The 20,835-nt window shown below is 40.9% G+C and carries 23 protein-coding genes and 1 other annotated feature; of the genes, 1 reads left to right on the top strand and 22 read right to left on the bottom strand.

What is annotated here, in order from left to right; genetic code table 11:
* Nucleotides 1–246 precede the first annotated feature (246 nt).
* The 18 genes from LPB68_RS14765 to LPB68_RS14685 form a co-directional block, all read right to left on the bottom strand.
* Nucleotides 247–852, bottom strand: coding sequence for a class I SAM-dependent methyltransferase (locus LPB68_RS14765; protein WP_068657345.1), 606 nt, complete (start codon nt 850–852; stop codon nt 247–249).
* Nucleotides 853–1,060: 208 nt separating this feature from the next.
* The gene (rplL, locus tag LPB68_RS14760; protein WP_068657344.1) at nt 1,061–1,423 is read right to left on the bottom strand and encodes a 50S ribosomal protein L7/L12; all 363 of its coding nucleotides are present in this window, start codon (nt 1,421–1,423) and stop codon (nt 1,061–1,063) included.
* A gap of 64 nt (nt 1,424–1,487) precedes the next feature.
* On the bottom strand, nt 1,488–1,991 hold the full coding sequence (gene rplJ, locus LPB68_RS14755; RefSeq protein ID WP_068657342.1) for a 50S ribosomal protein L10: 504 nt from the start codon (nt 1,989–1,991) through the stop codon (nt 1,488–1,490).
* 59 nt (nt 1,992–2,050) lie between these two features.
* Nucleotides 2,051–2,207 (bottom strand) — a sequence feature (ribosomal protein L10 leader region).
* Nucleotides 2,208–2,279: 72 nt separating this feature from the next.
* Nucleotides 2,280–2,972 (bottom strand): 50S ribosomal protein L1, encoded by a 693-nt coding sequence (rplA, locus tag LPB68_RS14750; protein ID WP_068657340.1) that lies wholly within the window; start codon nt 2,970–2,972, stop codon nt 2,280–2,282.
* 88 nt (nt 2,973–3,060) lie between these two features.
* Nucleotides 3,061–3,486 (bottom strand): 50S ribosomal protein L11, encoded by a 426-nt coding sequence (gene rplK, locus LPB68_RS14745; RefSeq protein ID WP_068657338.1) that lies wholly within the window; start codon nt 3,484–3,486, stop codon nt 3,061–3,063.
* 68 nt (nt 3,487–3,554) lie between these two features.
* Nucleotides 3,555–4,091 (bottom strand): transcription termination/antitermination protein NusG, encoded by a 537-nt coding sequence (gene nusG, locus LPB68_RS14740; protein WP_068657336.1) that lies wholly within the window; start codon nt 4,089–4,091, stop codon nt 3,555–3,557.
* Between the two features lie 22 nt (nt 4,092–4,113).
* Complete coding sequence (secE, locus tag LPB68_RS14735; protein WP_068657334.1) at nt 4,114–4,305, bottom strand: preprotein translocase subunit SecE; 192 nt, start codon at nt 4,303–4,305, stop codon at nt 4,114–4,116.
* A gap of 27 nt (nt 4,306–4,332) precedes the next feature.
* Complete coding sequence (gene rpmG, locus LPB68_RS22350) at nt 4,333–4,482, bottom strand: 50S ribosomal protein L33 (RefSeq protein WP_082865682.1); 150 nt, start codon at nt 4,480–4,482, stop codon at nt 4,333–4,335.
* Between the two features lie 445 nt (nt 4,483–4,927).
* Nucleotides 4,928–5,572 (bottom strand): RNA polymerase sporulation sigma factor SigH, encoded by a 645-nt coding sequence (sigH, locus tag LPB68_RS14730; RefSeq protein ID WP_068657332.1) that lies wholly within the window; start codon nt 5,570–5,572, stop codon nt 4,928–4,930.
* A 159-nt stretch (nt 5,573–5,731) separates the two neighbouring features.
* Nucleotides 5,732–6,253, bottom strand: coding sequence for an NYN domain-containing protein (locus tag LPB68_RS14725; protein WP_068657330.1), 522 nt, complete (start codon nt 6,251–6,253; stop codon nt 5,732–5,734).
* A 6-nt stretch (nt 6,254–6,259) separates the two neighbouring features.
* Nucleotides 6,260–7,006 (bottom strand): 23S rRNA (guanosine(2251)-2'-O)-methyltransferase RlmB, encoded by a 747-nt coding sequence (rlmB, locus tag LPB68_RS14720; RefSeq protein WP_068657328.1) that lies wholly within the window; start codon nt 7,004–7,006, stop codon nt 6,260–6,262.
* Between the two features lie 30 nt (nt 7,007–7,036).
* The gene (locus LPB68_RS14715; RefSeq protein WP_068657326.1) at nt 7,037–7,474 is read right to left on the bottom strand and encodes a Mini-ribonuclease 3; all 438 of its coding nucleotides are present in this window, start codon (nt 7,472–7,474) and stop codon (nt 7,037–7,039) included.
* Nucleotides 7,471–8,877 (bottom strand): cysteine--tRNA ligase, encoded by a 1,407-nt coding sequence (gene cysS, locus LPB68_RS14710; RefSeq protein WP_068657325.1) that lies wholly within the window; start codon nt 8,875–8,877, stop codon nt 7,471–7,473. Before cysS ends, LPB68_RS14715 begins: the two co-directional genes overlap by 4 nt.
* A gap of 4 nt (nt 8,878–8,881) precedes the next feature.
* Complete coding sequence (gene epsC / locus LPB68_RS14705) at nt 8,882–9,571, bottom strand: serine O-acetyltransferase EpsC (protein WP_068657323.1); 690 nt, start codon at nt 9,569–9,571, stop codon at nt 8,882–8,884.
* 569 nt (nt 9,572–10,140) lie between these two features.
* A complete protein-coding gene (gene gltX, locus LPB68_RS14700; protein ID WP_068657321.1) occupies nt 10,141–11,601 on the bottom strand; it encodes a glutamate--tRNA ligase in 1,461 nt (486 codons plus the stop codon).
* A 42-nt stretch (nt 11,602–11,643) separates the two neighbouring features.
* A complete protein-coding gene (gene ispF / locus LPB68_RS14695; RefSeq protein WP_068657319.1) occupies nt 11,644–12,132 on the bottom strand; it encodes a 2-C-methyl-D-erythritol 2,4-cyclodiphosphate synthase in 489 nt (162 codons plus the stop codon).
* Nucleotides 12,129–12,827, bottom strand: a complete 699-nt coding sequence (gene ispD, locus LPB68_RS14690) for a 2-C-methyl-D-erythritol 4-phosphate cytidylyltransferase (RefSeq protein ID WP_068657317.1) — start codon at nt 12,825–12,827, stop codon at nt 12,129–12,131. The genes ispF and ispD overlap by 4 nt, the downstream gene beginning before the upstream one ends.
* Before the next feature lie 66 nt (nt 12,828–12,893).
* Entirely contained in the window at nt 12,894–13,982 is a 1,089-nt protein-coding gene (locus LPB68_RS14685) for a PIN/TRAM domain-containing protein (RefSeq protein ID WP_068657316.1), read from the bottom strand.
* Between the two features lie 212 nt (nt 13,983–14,194).
* On the opposite strand from LPB68_RS14685, the gene LPB68_RS14680 reads away from it, so the two are divergent.
* Nucleotides 14,195–14,590, top strand: a complete 396-nt coding sequence (locus LPB68_RS14680; protein ID WP_068657314.1) for a nucleoside triphosphate pyrophosphohydrolase family protein — start codon at nt 14,195–14,197, stop codon at nt 14,588–14,590.
* A gap of 114 nt (nt 14,591–14,704) precedes the next feature.
* On the opposite strand, the gene pssA is transcribed toward LPB68_RS14680, so the two are convergent.
* The 4 genes from pssA to clpC all read right to left on the bottom strand — a co-directional run bounded on the left by pssA (nt 14,705) and on the right by clpC (nt 20,790).
* A complete protein-coding gene (gene pssA, locus LPB68_RS14675) occupies nt 14,705–15,430 on the bottom strand; it encodes a CDP-diacylglycerol--serine O-phosphatidyltransferase (RefSeq protein ID WP_068657312.1) in 726 nt (241 codons plus the stop codon).
* A 56-nt stretch (nt 15,431–15,486) separates the two neighbouring features.
* On the bottom strand, nt 15,487–16,563 hold the full coding sequence (gene disA / locus LPB68_RS14670; RefSeq protein WP_068657311.1) for a DNA integrity scanning diadenylate cyclase DisA: 1,077 nt from the start codon (nt 16,561–16,563) through the stop codon (nt 15,487–15,489).
* Between the two features lie 62 nt (nt 16,564–16,625).
* Nucleotides 16,626–17,993 (bottom strand): DNA repair protein RadA, encoded by a 1,368-nt coding sequence (gene radA, locus LPB68_RS14665; protein ID WP_068657309.1) that lies wholly within the window; start codon nt 17,991–17,993, stop codon nt 16,626–16,628.
* A 343-nt stretch (nt 17,994–18,336) separates the two neighbouring features.
* The gene (gene clpC / locus LPB68_RS14660; protein WP_068657307.1) at nt 18,337–20,790 is read right to left on the bottom strand and encodes an ATP-dependent protease ATP-binding subunit ClpC; all 2,454 of its coding nucleotides are present in this window, start codon (nt 20,788–20,790) and stop codon (nt 18,337–18,339) included.
* Between the last annotated feature and the right edge of the window lie 45 nt (nt 20,791–20,835).

Genomic DNA, 20,835 nt, shown 5'->3' with positions numbered 1-20,835 from the left:
AGAAAAGCCCTTACCCGAATTTTTTCGAACAAAGAGCACTTACTATGGGCCTTCCAATCACACAGACCTCTTTATCTAAAGATTTGCTCTCGTACGCCATACCATATTATGATACGAAAAGTCTATGTTATTTGACTAACAAGACTTTAGATAATTGAGCAAACTAAAGACAAGAAGCCTATCCTAATACTGACATTTCATAATAGTATCATATCTGAAATGTCAAGTCAATAGTTCTAATTCGCATTATTCCTCGGATTTTATCGCTTTAAATATACGATATCCTTTTTCCTTCGTCACTTCCTGCACTTCACCGAATAATCTTTCTAGCTTTTCTCTTGCAGATGGTGCACCTTGTTTTTTTTGAATCACAATCCACAGTGCACCACCAACTCTCAAATGTTCATAAGCTTGTTCAAAAATGGAATGAACCGTATCTTTGCCCGCACGAATAGGTGGATTGCTCACAATGACATCAAAAACTTTCCCCTGTACAGCCGCAAACAAATCACTTTCCATGATAGAAACATTAGTGATCTTATTCAATTGAGCATTTTCTTTAGCTAACTCGATGGCTCTAGCATTAATATCCAACATGGTGACATGACCATTAGGAACAGCCCTTGCCGCTGAAAGCCCAATCGGTCCATAACCGCATCCGACATCCAGCACCTCAGCCACAACCGGTAATTCCAAGGCCTCGATCAATACCTTACTACCGAAATCAACACCGTTTTTTGAGAATACTCCAGCATCACTTACAAAGCGATAAGTTGTCCCATTTAATTGCTCTTCGATAATCTTGCGGTCATGTTTCGATTCCGGTTGATTCGAATAATAGTGCTGCGACATCTCAACCCCTCCGAATCTAACTTCATATTCTATTTTTTCCGATTTTATGAAAATTTAGTCATCATATAAGCAGAAACGGTTATACCAAGTGAAACTTATAGATTCTTATATTTTAAATTAGAAACAAACCCCTTGAACTAAATTCAAGGGGTTTGTTTTTTTCGGAAATGTTAACAAGCAGTCAAACTTTTGAAAATTTGAGAAGAAATTACTTAACTTCTACGCCAGCGCCTGCTTCTTCCAATTTAGCTTTTACTGTTTCTGCTTCTTCTTTAGATACTTTTTCTTTCAATGCTTTTGGAGCGTTATCTACCAAGTCTTTTGCTTCTTTCAAACCAAGACCAGTGATTTCACGAACTGCTTTGATAACGTTGATCTTAGAAGCGCCAGCGCTAGTCAAGATTACGTCAAACTCGGATTGCTCTTCAGCTACTGCTGCTGCTCCGCCACCTGCTGCTGCTACTGGAGCTGCTGCAGTTACGCCGAATTCTTCTTCGATTGCTTTAACAAGATCGTTCAATTCCAATACAGACATACCTTTAATAGCTTCTAAAATTTGTTCATTACTCATGGGTGAACCTCCAATTTTATATTAAAATATTTTGTTTATTACGTAAAACTGAGGAACAAAGTACTTACGCGCTTTGTTCTTCTTTGTCAGCAACAGCTTTAACAGCGAGTGCGAAGTTACGCACAGGCGCTTGAAGCACACTGAGAAGCATGGAAAGAAGTCCATCGCGCGAAGGAAGTTCAGCAAGAGCTTTAATCTGCTCAACACTTACTACTTTACCTTCAACTACAGCACCCTTCAATTTCAACGCATCATTCTTCTTAGCGAAGTCGTTAAGAATTTTAGCAGGTGCTACTGCATCTTCTCCACCAAACGCTACAACCGTTGGACCAACAAGAACGCTGTCCAATTCTGTAAGTTCAGTAGCAGCAGTTGCACGACGCAACAATGAGTTTTTCAACACTGTCATTTCAATACCCGCTTCACGAAGTTGCTTACGCAATTCAGTGATTTGAGCTACATTCAATCCACGGTAGTCTGCAATAACAGTTGTTACGCTTTCGCGTAGCTTTGTTGTAACTACATCTACTGCTTCTTGTTTTGATTGAATTACTTTTGCATTTGCCAATCTATACACCTCCTGATAGTTTACTATACAGCAGTATTCATAACCACTGAACATTCTACTTAGGCAATTAAAAAGCCTCCGCAGAATCTACGAAGGCCTGATGAATCATCATTTGTAAGGACTTTCGTCCAAGCATTACTGACGTTCTATCACAACACCTCGGTAGGGAATTAAGCCACTGGCACCTACTGTCTACGGTAAGCATATTCAACTTTAAAATAACATCAAGTCATTCACAACAACTCTTACATAATAGCAAATCCTATTGAACTAGTCAATATAAATTTCTTATTTGTAAGCAGATGTGTTCACATGTGCACTTGGACCCATCGTCGAGGAAATAGCAATCCCCTTCAGATACACACCTTTAGCAGATGCTGGTTTTGCACGGTTTAACGCATCAAGTAAAGATTTAAGGTTCTCATTCAATTGTTCTTCACTGAATGATACTTTACCGATTGGCGCGTGAATTTGACCTGCTTTATCGAGACGGTATTCGATCTTACCAGCTTTAATTTCTTGAACAGCTTTAGCAACATCGAAAGTAACCGTGCCTGCTTTAGGGTTAGGCATTAGACCTTTACCACCAAGTAGACGACCCAGTTTACCAACCTCACTCATCATATCAGGTGTAGCTACGCAGACATCGAATTCGAACCAGCCTTGTTGGATCTTGTTGATTATATCAGCATCCCCAACATAATCAGCACCAGCCGCTTCCGCTTCCTTCACCTTATCACCTTTTGCAAATACCAATACACGTTGTGTTTTACCTGTGCCGTGAGGCAAGACAACTACACCACGAACGGCTTGGTCTTGTTTACGTGGGTCTACGCCCAAACGAACAGCTGCTTCAACAGTTTCGTCGAATTTAGCAGTTGCTGCCTTTTTCACCAATGCTACGGCTTCTGAAGGCTCGTATACTGATTCGCTATTAATTAGCTTAGCAGCTTCTTGATACTTCTTACCATGTTTAGCCATGAAATCTTCCTCCTTTGTGGTTTTAGCGGAAATTCCTCCCACATATGCCGGCCTTATTCAGACCTGCGTGTCGCAGAAAAACCTAAAATTAGTCTTCGATTGTGATTCCCATACTGCGGGCAGTACCTTCAACCATACGCATAGCAGCCTCAACGGATGCAGCATTAAGGTCAGGCATTTTTTGCTCAGCGATTTCACGTACTACTGCACGCTTAACTGTAGCAACCTTCTTCTTATTCGGTTCGCCAGAACCCTTCTCAATCTTTGCAGCTACACGAAGTAGAACTGCAGCAGGAGGAGTTTTGGTGATGAATGTAAACGAACGATCTTCGAATACAGAAATTTCAACCGGAATAATCAATCCAGCTTGATCTGCTGTACGAGCATTGAACTCTTTACAAAATGCCATAATGTTGACACCTGCTTGACCCAACGCAGGACCTACCGGTGGTGCCGGATTCGCTTTACCTGCAGGAATTTGCAGTTTTACAATTTTGATTACCTTTTTTGCCATGTAAAACACCTCCTTGACTCAATAGTGGTTAAGCGGACATCGCTGCCCTCCCACAAGAAACCTGAAGATTAATCAATCTTCTCCACTTGAGTATAATCCAACTCTACTGGGGTTTCCCGTCCAAACATGTTAACGTGTACCTTGACTTTGCTCTTGTCTACCAAAATTTCTTCCACGGAGCCCACGAAGTTCGCAAAAGGACCGACTTTAATTCTAACCGATTCCTTAAGTTCAAATTCGATGTGGGGTTTCGGTTCATTCATTCCCATATGTTTCAGGATCTGTTCCATTTCTTCTGGAAGCAGAGCTGTAGGTTTAGAACCTGAGCCTGTTGAACCAACAAAACCTGTTACTCCTGGTGTGTTGCGAACAACATACCAAGAATCATCAGTCTGGATCATTTCGACAATGACATATCCGGGGTAAACTTTACGCATGACAGTTTTTTTCTTACCGTCTTTGTTTACGATTTCTTCTTCCATCGGAACAAGAACACGGAATATCTTATCTTCCATCCCCATAGACTCTACGCGTTTTTCCAAATTGGCTTTGACCTTATTCTCATACCCTGAATAGGTATGAACGACATACCATCTTTTTTCCATATCAAGCCACCTGGGACCCTTCTTAAATAATCGCTTCGATCACAGCGGAAATACCGATGTCTAGCACCCAAAAATAAATTGTGACAAACGTAACCGTACCAATGACTATAAGAGTATAGTTCGTCAGTTCTTTACGATTGGGCCAGCGAACCTTTTTGAGTTCAGCCCAGCTCTCAGAGAAAAAGGAAAAAAAAGACTTGAACTTACCTTTCACGCCGACTACACCTCCAATAAGACTATCTTATCTGGTTTCGCGATGAGGAGTTTGCTCGTTACAATACTTGCAAAATTTCTTCATCTCCATGCGGTCGGGGTGATTCCGCTTGTTCTTCGTGGTTGCGTAGTTTCTTTGTTTGCAATTTGTACAAGCCAAAGTGATAATTACCCGCATGATGTGCACCTCCCGTAGACGTCTCCTTAAGAAGACTCTATATTGATCCCAATTAGAAACAGTTAGACCTTTCATTGCTGAAAGAAAAAGCCGTTTCTGCGAGATGAACAAGAAAGAATACAAGATGACTTTTGCTTTCTTATTCATTAAAACCACGCGAATTTAGGCCTACCTAAAACACTTTATCACATGGCTCATATCATGTCAACGAAAGAATGCACCCACAATAGAGGCTCACTTTACAACTAAAGGTTGTCTCTATCCTTTTTCTTTACTGGGGAACTGCCCACAATCATATACTAGTATAGTACATTCTTAGTGGGGCTAAACATTTTCATTCCATCTGATAGATGTTCACGTTAAATATGATTTACTGATGATACTTATACTTTCTTATACTTAAAAAAAGACTCAAGATCGAGCCTTTCTCAATTAAAGCAGATATTCAGTTATCTCTTACTTCCAAATATCTCTCCAACTTACGTTTCACACGTTGAAGAGCATTATCAATTGACTTAACATGTCGGTCTAAATCCACCGAAATTTCTTGATAGGATTGTCCGTCTAAATACAACATAAGAACCTTACGTTCCAAATCACTAAGAATTTCAGACATCTTATCTTCCAGACCCATAAATTCTTCTTTATTAATAGCCAATTGCTCAGGGTCAGATATTTGCGACCCACAAATTACATCAAGCAATGTCCGATCAGAATCTTCATCATATATGGGCTTGTCCAACGATATGTAGGAGTTTAATGGAATATGCTTCTGTCTCGTAGCCGTCTTAATCGCAGTAATAATTTGCCTTGTAATGCACAATTCAGCGAAAGCCTTAAACGATGATTGCTTATCTCCTCTGAAGTCCCTTATCGACTTATATAACCCAATCATTCCTTCTTGAACGATATCCTCACGATCAGCACCGATCAAAAAATAGGATCTAGCTTTTGCTCGTACAAAATTTCTATACTTGTTGATCAAGAACTCTAGTGCTAAACTCTCGCCTAAGCGGAAAGCTTCGACTATGTCCTCATCACTGAGGCATGCATAATCAGACACCATTAAATCCTTCAGGTCGACACTCACCAGAATCCCCCCGGTTGCAACGAAAGGTACACCGTTACTCTGTGAAATATAGGATCAGTATATATTATGTAACCTATTACCGTCAACCATAACATTACTAATGATTACAAGTATGTCATAAATGTCAAGAACTTTAAAATGGTAATATATTCAAATATATCATTCCCGCCGCCAACGTTCAAATAACTTTCGTTGCTCCGGACTCAATTTATCATCTATTGTATTACGATTAGAGCCAACCCGTTCCCGTTTAATCTGCTCTTCAATTTCACGTTCAGAATTCTCAACTTCGATTAGAAGTTCACGTGCTGATAACCGGAGTGCACCTTTAGCAAAAATGACATTTTGCTCTATTAAATCACTGGTTGCTACATAGATCTGACGCCGCCTTTGACTCATTTCACCTACTAGTCGTTCAATCGTCTCGTCAGCTGTTTCTTTTTCTTTCGTGAAATACACCTGTATTTTACTCTGAGAGAAGGACTTACCTAATCCGGGTACGCGATATGCATCGAAAACTGCAATGACTTGTTTCCCTGAGAATGCCTGATAATCCGCTAGTCGTTCCAGTAGACGGTCTCTTGCTTCTTGCATATTCATGCTTGCCAACTGGGCCAGTTCGGGCCATCCCCCGATCATGTTGTATGCATCGACAAGAAGCACATCCCGTAGGTTTACCATATATAATTACTCTTGCTTACGACGTCGGTGCAGCACTTCATACATGACTACTCCAGCTGCCACGGAAGCATTTAATGAGTTGATCTGACCCTTCATTGGCAATTTCACTAACACGTCGCATTTATCTCGAATCAATCGCCCCATGCCCTTTCCTTCATTACCAACAACTACCGCAACAGGACCATCAAATACATTCGTATCATAAATTTCCTGCACAGCTTCAACGTCAGTACCCACTACCCAGATACCCAACTCTTTCAGCTTATCTATAGTCTGCCCCAAATTCGTCACTTGGGCTACCGGCACATACTCAACAGCACCTGCTGAAGTTTTGGATACCGTTGCGGTTACTTGAGCAGAACGACGTTTAGGAATGATTACACCATGAGCTCCAGTACAGTCTGCTGTACGTAAGATAGATCCTAGATTATGAGGATCTTCAATTTCATCAAGCAAGATCAAGAAAGGCTTCTCACCTTTTTTCTCCGCTATAGCAATAATATCGTCTACTTCAGCATACTCATATGGAGCTACTTGAGCCACTACACCTTGATGCTGAACATCAGGGACGAGTTGGTCTAGTTTCCGCTTGTCCACTTGCTGGATCACGACCCCACGCTTCTTGGCTTCAGCGATAATGGGAAGTGTCAAATGTTTTTGTGCATTTTCAGATATCCATATCTTATTAATGCTTCTTCCCGATCGAAGTGCCTCGGTGACTGAATGCTTACCTGCAATCATTTCCTCTTCCATGTTGCTCCTCCTTCTTATCCAGTATGAAATCTATTGATCCATATACTGAATGCTTAACATAATTAATTCATTCATTCTTTCCAATTGTTTTGTATAGTACAAGTATCCAATTAAAGCCTCAAACGCTGTAGCATGACGATATTCTAATACATCAGCATTTTTAGGAATACTGCCTGATTTAGCATTACGCCCTTGTCTAACCACATCACGTTCTTCCTCGGTTAAAAAGGTATCTAGATAGGTTACAATTTTACTCTGTGCCTTCGCGGATACCATCTTTGTAGCCGATGTATGCAAGTGATGGGGCCGTAAATTAGGTTTGGAAATCAGATATTGTCGCACAGCTACTTCATAAAGTGCATCCCCAATATACGCTAATACAATTGGGGGAATGAGTTTAGCTTGCTTCGAAGGAGGAAATGTAAACAAACCCTCTTCAAACAATTTCTGACCATTGTCCGCGCTCACTTACGTCTCCAGCGCATACCTTGCGCCGTATCCTCTAATATAATGCCACGGGATGCAAGTAAATCGCGAATGTCATCAGCACGCTTCCAATTTTTATCTTTACGAGCCTGTTCACGTTCAACAATTAGCTTATCAACCTCTTCATCGATCAATTCCACTTCATTGACAGCATATAGTCTTAACACTTGATTCATCTCATCAAATACATGTAATAGAGCATAGATATCAACAGCTTTCACAACAGCTCGCTGCAGTAAAGAATTGGCTTCGTTTACCCATTCGAATATAGCTGTAATCGCGTCTGGTGTATTGAAATCATCCTGCATTTTATCATGATACATCGCTAGAATATCAGAAAGTCTGGACTGCAATGTCTCATCAACTGTATCGTTCATATCTACCACAACAGCAGTTAAGCGATGTTTCAGATTATCCACGGCATTTCGAATCCGTTCTGTGCTTTTCTCTGCCTGATCGATGATCTCGTTGTTGAAGTTCAATGGATTACGATACTGGCTCGATAACATAAAGTAACGGATGGACTCCCACTTATACTGTTTACGCAAATCCTTAACTAGTATACCGTTACCTAATGATTTGGACATTTTCTCATTATCAATATTAATGTATCCATTGTGCATCCAATAATGAGCGAATGTCTTACCAGTAATTGCTTCTGTCTGAGCTACTTCGCATTCATGATGTGGGAATTGTAAATCCTGTCCTCCACCATGGATATCAATACTTTCACCTAGATAACGACGTGCCATAGCTGAACACTCAATATGCCACCCAGGTCTTCCCTCACCCCATGGACTAGACCATGCTATTTCACCTGGTTTCGCAGCTTTCCATAGCACGAAATCTTCTGGATTCTCTTTACGTTCATCCACACCGATTCGAATGCCGAATTGCAATTCCTCGAGTTTCTGATGAGACAATTTACCGTATTCTTTAAATTTATGAGTACGAAAAAATACGTCTCCACCCTTCTCATAAGCGAATCCTTTATCCTCAAGCTCCTGAATAAATTCTAGAATCGAATCCATATTTTCAGTAACACGTGGATTTAACGTAGCACGAGTCAGTCCGAGACCTTCTAAATCCTCATAATAAGCACCAATAAAAGTATCCGCGACTTCAGGCACAGTGCTCCCTGTTTGTTCTGCTTTTCGAATTAATTTATCATCAATATCTGTAAAATTCACAACGTATTTCACTTCATTACCCAGTTGTTCTAGATAAGTTCGGACCACGTCAAATACAATCATCGGACGCGCGTTACCAATATGAATAAAGTCGTAAACGGTTGGTCCGCATACATACATTTTCACCTTCCCAGGTTCTTGTGATACAAAGATTTCCTTATTTCTAGTCAACGTATTATAAATTTTTAGAGCCATTTGTTCAAATCCTCTCGTTCATTCTTGTTCTGGTTTCTACTTCTTCTTTAATAAGCTGTTTATTTTCTTGTTGTACTCGATTCAATTCCACTCGAAGTTCGTGTATTTGAACTTGCATTTCATGCATAGCATCTATGACTGGATCTGGCAATTGATGACTAAGACGATCAACACGTCTTCCATCCTTCTTAACAATCTTACCCGGAATACCAACCACGGTACTATTCGGTGGAACCTCCTTCAGAACAACAGAGTTAGCCCCTATATTAGATTGGTCGCCCACAGTAAAAGAACCCAGCACCTTAGCACCTGATGCTATAACAACATTATTACCAATAGTAGGATGCCGTTTACCCTTTTCCTTACCAGTCCCTCCAAGAGTCACCCCTTGGTAAATCACAACATCATCTCCAATTTCACAAGTCTCTCCGATAACGACTCCCATCCCATGATCGATGAATAAACGTTGACCGATTGTTGCACCCGGGTGAATTTCAATTCCCGTCATAAACCGGCTGCACTGTGAAATGATCCTTGCCAATGTAAACCAATGACGCTTGTAAAAAATATGTGCGATCCGCTGTGCCCAAATCGCGTGAAGTCCAGAATACGTAAAGATGACCTCGAATAAACCTCTAGCCGCAGGATCGTTTTCAAATACCGCTTGGATATCTGATTTCATATTCTTAAACATATTGTTCTCCTCTTCGACACTTTACTGTTACCTTAGCAGTAATCGTATCCCCATATATTGCATCACGAACTAGTAGAGCGATTCACGTTAGTGTCATAGTTATTACATATAAAAATCAAAAACGCCCCTGCAGCATATGCTGCAGAGGCGTTGATCGCGGTTCCACTCTGCTTGAGATGTTCAACATGTTAACAATATATATCATTAACATGATTACATCTCATCTTAGCGTCCAATAACGGATGACGACCCGGTTCGATCTAACGATAGAGTAATACAGCTCTCCTTCGCTCGGTCGAGCAGCTCACAGGTGCATTTCAAATACCGACATATGGATAACTCACAGCCCTAGAGGAAGCAATCTCATTCCCCCGGTTATCCTCTCTGTAAAATGTCTAAGTAACTTACTTCTCCTGATCCTAGCTATTAACATATATATATTCAAGTTTCATTATCCATTTGAAGATTATTTTGTATATGATGATTTGGAAGTATTATAACGAAAAGAATGGAAACTGACAAGACTTTCAAGAATCATTAGCCACAAGATGTGAAATTTTCACATCTTTTTACACATTGATTTGTGACTTCAATCTGTTCTTCACAGTATCTAATCCGAGTAGATAGATCGTTTGATTCAGATCACGACCATGCGTCTGACCTGTCAAAGCCACGCGAATTGGCATGAATAATTGTTTTCCCTTGAAGCCTGTTTCCTTCTGAACTTCTTTTATAAGAACTGCCATATTCGCTGGGGTAAACTCGTCTGTGCTTTCTATTTTAGCAAGAAAAGCAGCTAGAACTGTAGGAACCTGTTCTTCCGCAAGAATGGCTTTCCCTTCCTCTTCCTGTTCAACATCTGACTGAAAGAACATCTCAGACAATTCCACAATGCTAGAAGCGGAAGTTAATTGTTCTTGATAGAGAGCTATAAGCGATTTCGCCCAAGCTTCCTGTTCTGCATTCAATTCCACCGGCAAGCGACCTGCTTGTTGCAAATGCGGAATCGCTAGCTTAGCTATCCGATCTGAATCGGCTTGCTTAATATAATGATTATTCAAATAAGCTAATTTGTGCTGATCAAATACGGCAGGACTCTTCGATAAACGTTCTGCATTAAAGATAGAGATTAACTCCTCCTTACCGAACATCTCTTCTTCACCTTCCGGTGACCATCCAAGTAAAGCAATAAAGTTGAACAATGCCTCTGGCAAATACCCCAATTTATCATATTGTTCAATGAACTGAATGATCGATTCATCCCGTTTACTTAGCTTCTTATGATGTTCGTTCACAATCAAAGTCATATGTCCAAATTGAGGTGCATCCCATCCTAAAGCTTCGTAGATCATTAATTGACGAGGCGTATTAGATACATGATCTTCTCCACGCAATACATGCGAAATCTCCATGAGATGATCATCGATTACAACGGCGAAATTATAAGTTGGTATCCCATCTTTCTTCACGATAACAAAGTCGCCTGTATCATGTGTCGTGAAAGAGATACTTCCCTTTACAATATCATCAAAAGTAAACGTCTTATCTTCAGGAACGCGGAATCTAATGCTAGCCACAAGACCTTCCGCTTCAAAAGCACGACATTGTTCTTCAGTTAAATCACGATGTTTACCGGAGTAACGAGGTGTTTCTCCACGGGAAATTTGACCTTCCCGCTCCTGTTCCAACTCTTCCTCTGTACAATAACAACGATAGGCCATACCCTTATCCAGTAGCTCTTGCCAATACTTGCGGTATATATCAAGTCTTTCCGTCTGGCGATATGGGCCGTATGCTCCACCAACATCGATACTTTCATCCCAATCCATACCTAACCATTTCAAATATTTCAGTTGGCTTTCTTCTCCGCCCTCAACGTTACGCTTCACATCTGTATCTTCAATACGAATAATAAATTTCCCACCTAAATGGCGAGCGAATAAATAGTTGAATAAGGCCGTTCTGGCGTTACCAATATGTAAATGTCCTGTTGGACTTGGCGCATAACGAACACGCACTTCATTAGTCATCATAATCCCTCCAATTCGTAAATCTTACACGTTATTCATAATTCATGATGATAGCATATCTTTAGTTAAGCATACAATAGATTGGGCTGCGATCCCTTCGCCTCTACCCGTGAATCCTAATTGCTCTGTTGTCGTTGCCTTCACGTTTACTTGGCTAAGTTCAGCATTCAGCACCTTAGCGATTACCTCCGTGATTTGGGGAATATAAGGAGCCATCTTCGGTTTTTGAGCAATAATAGTAGAATCAATATTACCTAGGCGATATCCTTTTTCCTTGGCTAGATTCCACACATGTTCTAACAATTTGAGACTATCAGCATCTTTATAATTTGGATCCGTATCTGGGAAATGCTTCCCAATGTCACCCAATGTTAATGCGCCTAGGATTGCATCTGTGACTGCATGCAACAATACGTCAGCATCTGAATGTCCTGCTAAACCTAACTCATACGGAATAGTTACTCCCCCAATAATGCATGGCCTACCTTCAACCAATTGATGCACATCAAATCCTTGGCCCACTCGTATCATCGTCTTCCCTCTCCCTTACGTTTCTCTATAAATGACGCATACTCCAAGTCGTCAGGTGTTGTTAGCTTAATATTCGAATAATCTCCCTGTACGACAGCGACTTGCACACCTAAACGCTCCACTAGCATAGAATCATCAGTTCCTACAAAGCCCGTACTTTGGGCCTCTTCATGAGCCCTCAGAAGTTCTGAAACACGAAAAGTCTGTGGGGTCTGAATAGCCCACAGACTTTGACGATCAGGTGTCGCCACAATAATACCCGAATCATCAACTTTTTTGATTGTATCTTTCACAGGAACTGCTAATACTGAAGCCCCGGTACGGAGTGCCATTTGATAACATGCTTCAATATCACCCGCTTCCACAAACGGCCTCACACCATCATGGACCATAACCCAATCGGTATTAATTTCTAGTAATCCTTTATATACGGAGTATTGTCTCTCACTACCCCCGGGTATTACCTTTACCACCTTGTCCAACTTATATTGCTGTACCCATGCCTCAGCGCGTTCGACATCATGTAGTCCCGTAACGAGAACAATCTCCTTCACCAACGGCAACCTATTGAATACTTCAAGTGTATGAATAATAATGGGTTTATCGTTTAGTAATAAATACTGTTTGCTCTCTTCTGTACCCATACGAGAACCTTTACCCGCTGATACAATAATGATCCCCAGACTATTGTCCATAATAATTATACCCCTGTCTTCACTCCCATGTACTAAGAAGAAATAATTATCTCTATCATACCGTTTTTACTGTGCTTTTTCCAACAGTTTCGGTTTCGCAAAGATCATTCGTCCTGCAGAGGTCTGAAGAACGCTAGTCACTAACACTTCCATGAGCGTTCCGATATAATCACGCCCACCTTCGACTACAATCATCGTCCCATCATCCAGATAGGCTACACCCTGTCCATGCTCTTTACCGTCTTTAATAACCTGGACCATAATCTCTTCACCTGGAAGAACAACAGGCTTAACCGCATTCGCAAGATCGTTGATATTTAGAACGGATACTCCTTGTAACTCACATACTTTGTTTAAATTGAAATCATTCGTGACCACTTTCCCTTGCAGCACCTTAGCCAACTTTACAAGTTTACTATCGACTTCCGTAATATCTTCAAAATCTCCCTCGTAGATCCACACTTTAATTTCTAATTCTTTTTGAATCTTATTCAGAATATCAAGTCCTCTACGGCCTCGATTACGCTTAAGCAGATCTGATGAGTCAGCGATATGCTGTAACTCTTCAAGCACGAACTCAGGGATCACAATCGTCCCCTCAATAAATCCCGTCTTACAAATGTCAGCGATACGCCCATCGATGATAACACTCGTATCCAATATTTTATGTTCTTCTAGCTTTCTCTCATCGGAAAGTTCCTCACGGCCCCATCGACCTGATGTCCATAAGGTCGCTAATTCGCTTCGTTTCTCCATCGCGATTCTAAGACCCATATAACCGCATATAAGCGTCACTCCGACGCCAAGCAACTGTCCCGCTGTTCCGAGCCAAGCGAGGCTAGGATACAACAACAACGCCATTAGAAGGCCACCTGTTAATCCCGTGGCTCCTGCCGTCAATTCATTCATGGGCATCGTTGAGAAAGAACTCACAAATGACTGAATTTTACTGATAAAGGGTTCTGCACTTATTGAGCCAATCAACATAAATAAAATTGCACCTAACGCTGCAAAGACCAATCCTCCTGATACACTGCCACTCCCACCAAATAGGGTTATCCATTCTGGGAACGACTGCCCTAACAGATCGTAGATTACATAGCCCGCCCATGCACCACATAGCCCGAGAAATGTTAATATTACCTTTTTCAACATCAGAACCCACACCTCCTTCATAATATTACGTTTCTAGATATCCCTAACCAGTATGATCCAATTCAAGAAAAATTAACCCTGTCACACTTAACATTTTTAGTTTATCCGCCATAAATAAAGAGTTTATGACGATCAATGCATTTCTAGTTGAAAACAATCTTACGACTGGCATATAATTAACCCAATTCATAATACTAGAGGTGATCGATAAAATGAGCTCGCTTAGTTTACAAGATTTCCAGAATCAAGTATCAGATTTATTACTTCGTCACCGCAGTCTGCTTGATGTCATGTCTAAGAATGGACAGAGTAGCGCGTCATTGAATAGGGCCGTTGTCAAAGCTGTAACCGACTGCGGTTGTATTGAAATACACGCTTCCCAACAAACTTTTGAACCGGAATTAGATCTTGCTTCTTCGAAAGATGTTGTGGGAACCCATGTATCTGGACATTTATGCGAGAACTGTAGAGAAATTATCAGCACCGAATTAGGCCGGAACATGTTCTATATGTCTGCTTTGTGTAACTTACTTGAGATTAATATGGACGAAGTTGTTCAAGAAGAATCGAAGAAATGTTCCACATTGGGTTTATTCAATATGTCGTAGTAGTGAATTCCTATTGCTTTGAAAAGACAAAAAAGCATTTATCTCGTTGCCTTAAGGGCATGAAATAAATGCTTTTTATTTTTACATATATGGAGGTGCTCAGACCTTTTTCAATTAATTGTCTAAATGAAGGGGGTCTTCCTCTTTCTTCTTGTGGCGACGACGCCTCAAAGCTGTCTCTATATTTTGCTTCACACCATATATAGCGTATATGACAAGCGGAATAAAGATTAATTTCGATATTTGTTCTGGAAAGATTACTGCAATAGCTACAGCAATAACAATGACAATCGGTGCGCCAAGCACTGCCTTTTTAGGAAGACCGACCTTCTTAAAGTTAGGGTATTTGACCCTGCTAACCATTAGATAAGATAGCAATAACATAATTATAATCATATAAGTTCCTGAGATCTCATTATGAAAAAGTGATAATGTTGCCAAAACGCCTCCAGCAGCTGGAATAGGTAATCCAATGAAATAACCTGTGGTTCCTGCCCTAACGTTAAATCGGGCTAGACGAATAGCTCCACAGATCGGAAAGATAACTGTTGCAGTCCAAGCAATTGACTCCGGCATACTCTGTAATGTTACCATATACATAAGAAGTGCAGGTGCTGCTCCAAAAGAGATCACATCCGAAAGTGAATCAAGTTCTTTTCCAAATTCACTTTGTACATGCAGTGCTCTTGCTACGCGCCCATCTAGACCGTCCAATAACATAGCAATAATAATCATTATTGCAGCCATACTGTACTTGCCGTTCAATGCCAAAATTAGCGCAATCATTCCAAGAGCTAGGTTACCTATTGTAAACATGTTTGGAATTGACTTTGTTATCATGCATTCACCTCAATATGTTTCAAATAGGCCCAGATCATCCACTGATTGTATGGTATTTAAACTTGCCTGTCAATGAATACTTGCTCTTGTAGACGATTGAGACCTTCTTTAATATTTCTCGCTCGAACCTCTCCAATTCCATCCACTTCGTCTAATTCTTCAACAGTTGCTGTCATAATTTGTGGCAATTGCTCGAAGCGTTCTAACAAGTTATTAATGATCACATTGGGTAGTCGTGGAATCTTGTTCAGGACTCTATATCCTCTTGGGACTACCGCTTCCTCAGAAGTGACAGACGATGAAGAATACCCTAAAAGGCGTGCAATATAATGCAGATCCAATAGTTCATCATCGGTCGCACGTTTAAGTCCAGCAATGACCTCACGAATCTTATCTTCTTTATCCTCACGAGCATAGTCTTTGTACAGAAGCCAAGCTTCAACTTCCATATTACTAACCAGCTCTTCAAGCTGCATGCTGATCAGACGTCCTTCATTTCCTAATTCCGTAATATAACGTTTGATTTCTGATTTGATCCGGAGTACCATCTCTACACGCTGAACTACACTGAGAACTTCAGGGATTGTAACGAGTTCTTCAAACTCCGAAGCAGACAGATTGGTTAAAGATTGATTCAAAACCGCTCTATATTTCTCCAATGTCTGAAGAGCCTGATTAGCTTTCGTCAGAATTACACCGATCTCTTTAAGTGTATATCGCAAATTCCCTTGATACAAAGTAATAATCGTACGACGTTGCGAGATGGATACAACTAGCTTACCAGTCTGTCTCGCCACCCGTTCAGCGGTTCTATGCCTTATTCCTGTCTCAGATGATGAAATCGATGAATCAGGAATCAACTGTGTATTAGCATATAGAATACGCTTGAGGTCTTCGCTCAATATTATGGCTCCATCCATCTTCGCCAATTCGTATAAATAATTGGGTGAAAAGTCACAGTTAATCGAGAACCCTCCATCTACAACCTCCATCACCTCAGGACTGTAACCTACAACAATCAATGCACCCGTCTTTGCGCGTAAAACATTGTCTAATCCATCTCTAAAGGGAGTACCTGGTGCAACTAGTCTAAGTAAATCACTCATTATATCTAATTGATTCGCTTCCTTCATCCGTTAAAAGCCCCCCTAATTTAACGCAACAGCAAATATTTAGCTAATCAATACAACTAGAATCAATCTAAAGCCGCCTTTAGTGCCTGCGCTACCGTAGTTACGCCAATTAGCTCTATTCCTTTGGGATGACGCCATCCTTTCAGGCTCTTCTCAGGCAAAATTACTCTTTTGAATCCTAATTTCTCTGCTTCCTTAACACGTTGCTCTGCACGGGATACACCTCTTACTTCACCTGTTAACCCAACCTCTCCAAAGAATACATCAAAGGGTTTGGTTGATAGATCTCGAAGGCTAGAAGCTATACTCACTGCGATAGCTAAGTCAACTGCAGGTTCATCAAGTTTGACTCCACCAGCAACATTCAGATATGCATCCTGATTCTGAAGGGACAAGCCCATTCTTTTCTCCAAGACAGCAATAATAAGATTCATACGGTGGTGATCAATCCCTGTACACATTCGACGCGGTGCTGGGAAATTGGTAGTAGTAATCAATGCTTGTAATTCTACAAGTACCGGTCTTGTGCCCTCCATACTAGCAACAACGGATGAACCTGCAACGCCTAGTGGTCGCTCCGATAAGAACAGTTCGGATGGGTTCTCCACTTCGTTAAGCCCACTTTCACCCATTTCAAAAATACCAATTTCATTCGTCGATCCAAACCGGTTCTTAACGGCTCTGAGCAATCGGTACGTATGATGTCTCTCACCTTCGAAATAAAGTACACAATCCACCATATGTTCAAGCATTCTCGGCCCTGCAATAGCACCCTCTTTAGTTACATGACCGACTAGTACGGTAGCAATACCTTGCCCCTTAGAGACACGCATGAAACGAGCAGTACATTCACGGACTTGAGCTACACTTCCTGGGGCACTTGTTACTTCAGGTAAATAGACGGTCTGGATAGAATCAATCACCAGAAAGTCAGGCTTAACACTCTCAATAGCTTCTTCTATTGATTCCATATTAGTCTCACACAAAACATATAGCTCAGGTGAGAGTGCTCCAAGTCGATCAGCACGTAACTTCGTCTGCTGTACGGATTCTTCACCCGAAATATACAATACTCGAAGCCCAGAAATAGAGAGGGAATGTGACGCCTGCAACAGTAAAGTGGACTTCCCAATACCCGGATCCCCACCTACAAGAATAAGTGATCCTGGAACAATTCCTCCACCAAGTACACGATTCAATTCCCCAATTCCTGTAAGCACTCTTCCTTCCTTGCTGCTTTCTATATTTATGATGGAAAGTGGCTTTTCTTTACTCTGAAAAAGAGAAGAGTTCATACCTTGTGTCTTAATGACACTATCGGTCTCCTCCACCATTGAATTCCAAGCCTGACAACCTGGACATTTACCATACCATTTAGGTGAATCATAACCACACTCGGTACAGTTAAATTTTGTTTTAAGCTTAGCCATAGTCTCTCCTTAATTAAATATCTTTGTAAGAATTGCAAATAATGTCGAAACATAAGAAATAGAGTATCAAGAATCAATTTCATAATTACGTAAATCGATTTAGAGCCATCGGCGATTATGAAATTGATTCAAGTGAAACTTATACTTTCTTATATTTTTAAATAATATGTCTATTCTTACAGTTTACCATCTATTAAGATTTATCGTAAATATTCGATAAAAAGTTTACATCTCTTCGTATAATTATAAGTAAAAAGTCCCTTTAGATGATAATTTGACCCTGTTTTATACGAAAAAGTACCCACCACGGATCGGCAGGCACTTCTTCGGTTGTATATTTTATTTACACGGTCTCTTGTGACAGATCTGATGAATCCTTCTTCGTTACAATCAATCCATCTTCACCTTTATCAATAATAAGTGAATCACCTTTACTGATATTACCTATAAGCAACTCTTCAGATAATCGATCTTCGATATGCTTCTGGATTGCCCGACGAAGTGGACGAGCACCAAAGGCAGGATCATAACCTTCCTTGGCTAGGAAAGCTTTAGCTTCATCCGTTAAAATGAAATCAACTTCATGTTCCTTCAGACGCTTACGAAGTTCTTCGGACATTAATGTCACAATCTCTGCAATATGCTTCTCTTCCAAGGAGTGGAACACAATTATCTCATCGATCCGGTTCAAGAATTCAGGACGGAAGGTTTTCTTCAACTCACCCATCACTTTATCTTTCATGTTGGAGTAATCTGCTCCACCATCTTGTACTGCTGTAAAGCCCAACGTTGAATTACGTCTAATCGCTTCAGCACCTACATTTGAAGTCATAATAATCAGTGTATTACGGAAATCCACTACACGGCCTTTAGAATCAGTCAATCGACCATCTTCAAGTACTTGTAACAGGATATTAAACACTTCAGGGTGTGCCTTCTCAATCTCATCTAAAAGCACGACAGAATAAGGTTTACGACGTACTTTCTCTGTTAATTGCCCACCTTCTTCATACCCTACATATCCTGGAGGTGCTCCAACCAAGCGGGAAGTAGCATGTTTCTCCATGTACTCAGACATATCGATCCGAACCACAGCATTATCATCACCGAATAACGCCTCAGCTAGTGCACGTGCTAGTTCTGTCTTACCTACACCAGTTGGTCCTAGGAACACGAACGAACCCATTGGGCGCTTCGGATCTTTAAGACCCGCGCGAGCACGACGAACGGCTTTACTTACGGCTTTGACTGCTTCTTCTTGGCCCACAAGACGTTCATGTAGAATAGATTCCATATTCAGAAGCCGTTGTGTTTCTTCTTCCTTTAGTTTGCTAACAGGAATCCCCGTCCAACTCGCCACGATTTGCGCGATATCATCAGGTGTAACTTCTGCGTCGGTACTTCCTTGTTTCTCTTTCCACTGATTCTTCGTAACATCTAACTCTTCACGAATCTTCTGTTCTGTATCACGGAGTGCCGCTGCCTTTTCAAATTCCTGACTTTGCACAGAAGCATCCTTCTCCTTACGAATATCTTCAAGACGACTTTCTAAATCTTTTAAGTTAGGTGGGATCGTGTATGAATTCAATCTTACTTTTGAACCAGCTTCATCTATTAGGTCAATCGCCTTATCCGGCAAGAAACGATCTGGAATATAACGATCCGATAATTTAACAGCTTCAATAACGGCTTCATCCGTAATCTTCACACGGTGATGTGCTTCATAACGATCACGTAGTCCGAATAGAATCTGAACTGCTTCTTCTGGTGACGGCTGATCCACCGTAATAGGTTGGAAACGACGCTCTAATGCTGCATCTTTCTCAATATACTTACGATATTCATCCAACGTTGTAGCACCTATACATTGCAATTCACCACGAGCAAGTGAAGGTTTAAGTATATTAGAAGCATCAATCGCGCCTTCAGCTCCACCAGCACCAATCAATGTATGCAATTCATCAATGAATAATATGATATTACCAGCTTGGCGAATTTCATCCATAATCTTCTTCAGACGATCTTCGAATTCACCACGGTATTTCGTACCGGCAACCACTGATCCCATATCGAGTGTCATGACACGTTTGTCACGAAGCGTCTCAGGAATTTCATTGTTAATTATTTTCTGTGCAAGTCCTTCGGCTATCGCTGTTTTACCAACTCCAGGTTCACCAATCAAGACTGGATTATTCTTGGTCCGACGACTAAGAACTTGGATAACTCTTTCAATCTCCTTACTACGGCCAATGACAGGATCCAGATTACCTTCTTTGGCATACGCCGTTAGATCGCGAGCTAAGCTGTCCAATGTTGGTGTATTCACATTAGCTGGTGTACCACTATGGCTAGATACAGTTTCACTACTTCCAAGTAGTTGAAGGACTTGTTGGCGCGCTTTATTCAAGCTGATCCCTAAATTATTCAATACTCGTGCAGCTACACCTTCACCCTCACGAATTAGACCAAGCAGAATATGCTCTGTACCTACGTAAGTATGACCCAGTTTACGGGCTTCATCCATTGAAAGTTCAATGACTTTCTTCGCACGTGGTGTGTAAGCGATATTCGTTGGTTGCTCTTGTCCACGACCAATTAAAGTCTCCACTTCGTCTTGTATCTTCTCAAGTCCTAGACCTAATCCAATGAGTGCCTTCGCAGCAATCCCATCTCCTTCACGAATTAGACCAAGTAAAATATGCTCTGTACCAATATTATTGTGTCCTAAACGAACTGCTTCCTCTTGAGCTAAAGCAAGTACTTTCTGCGCACGTTCCGTAAATCTCCCGAACATCATAATCTCCTACACCTCCATGAAATTTAAGTTCCTATTTTTGATCTC

The sequence above is a fragment of the Paenibacillus crassostreae genome (assembly GCF_001857945.1).
In the GTDB taxonomy this organism is placed as follows: domain Bacteria; phylum Bacillota; class Bacilli; order Paenibacillales; family Paenibacillaceae; genus Paenibacillus_AQ; species Paenibacillus_AQ crassostreae.
Note: the sequence above shows the minus strand (reverse complement) of the source record. Positions and strands in the feature narration are given on the sequence as shown.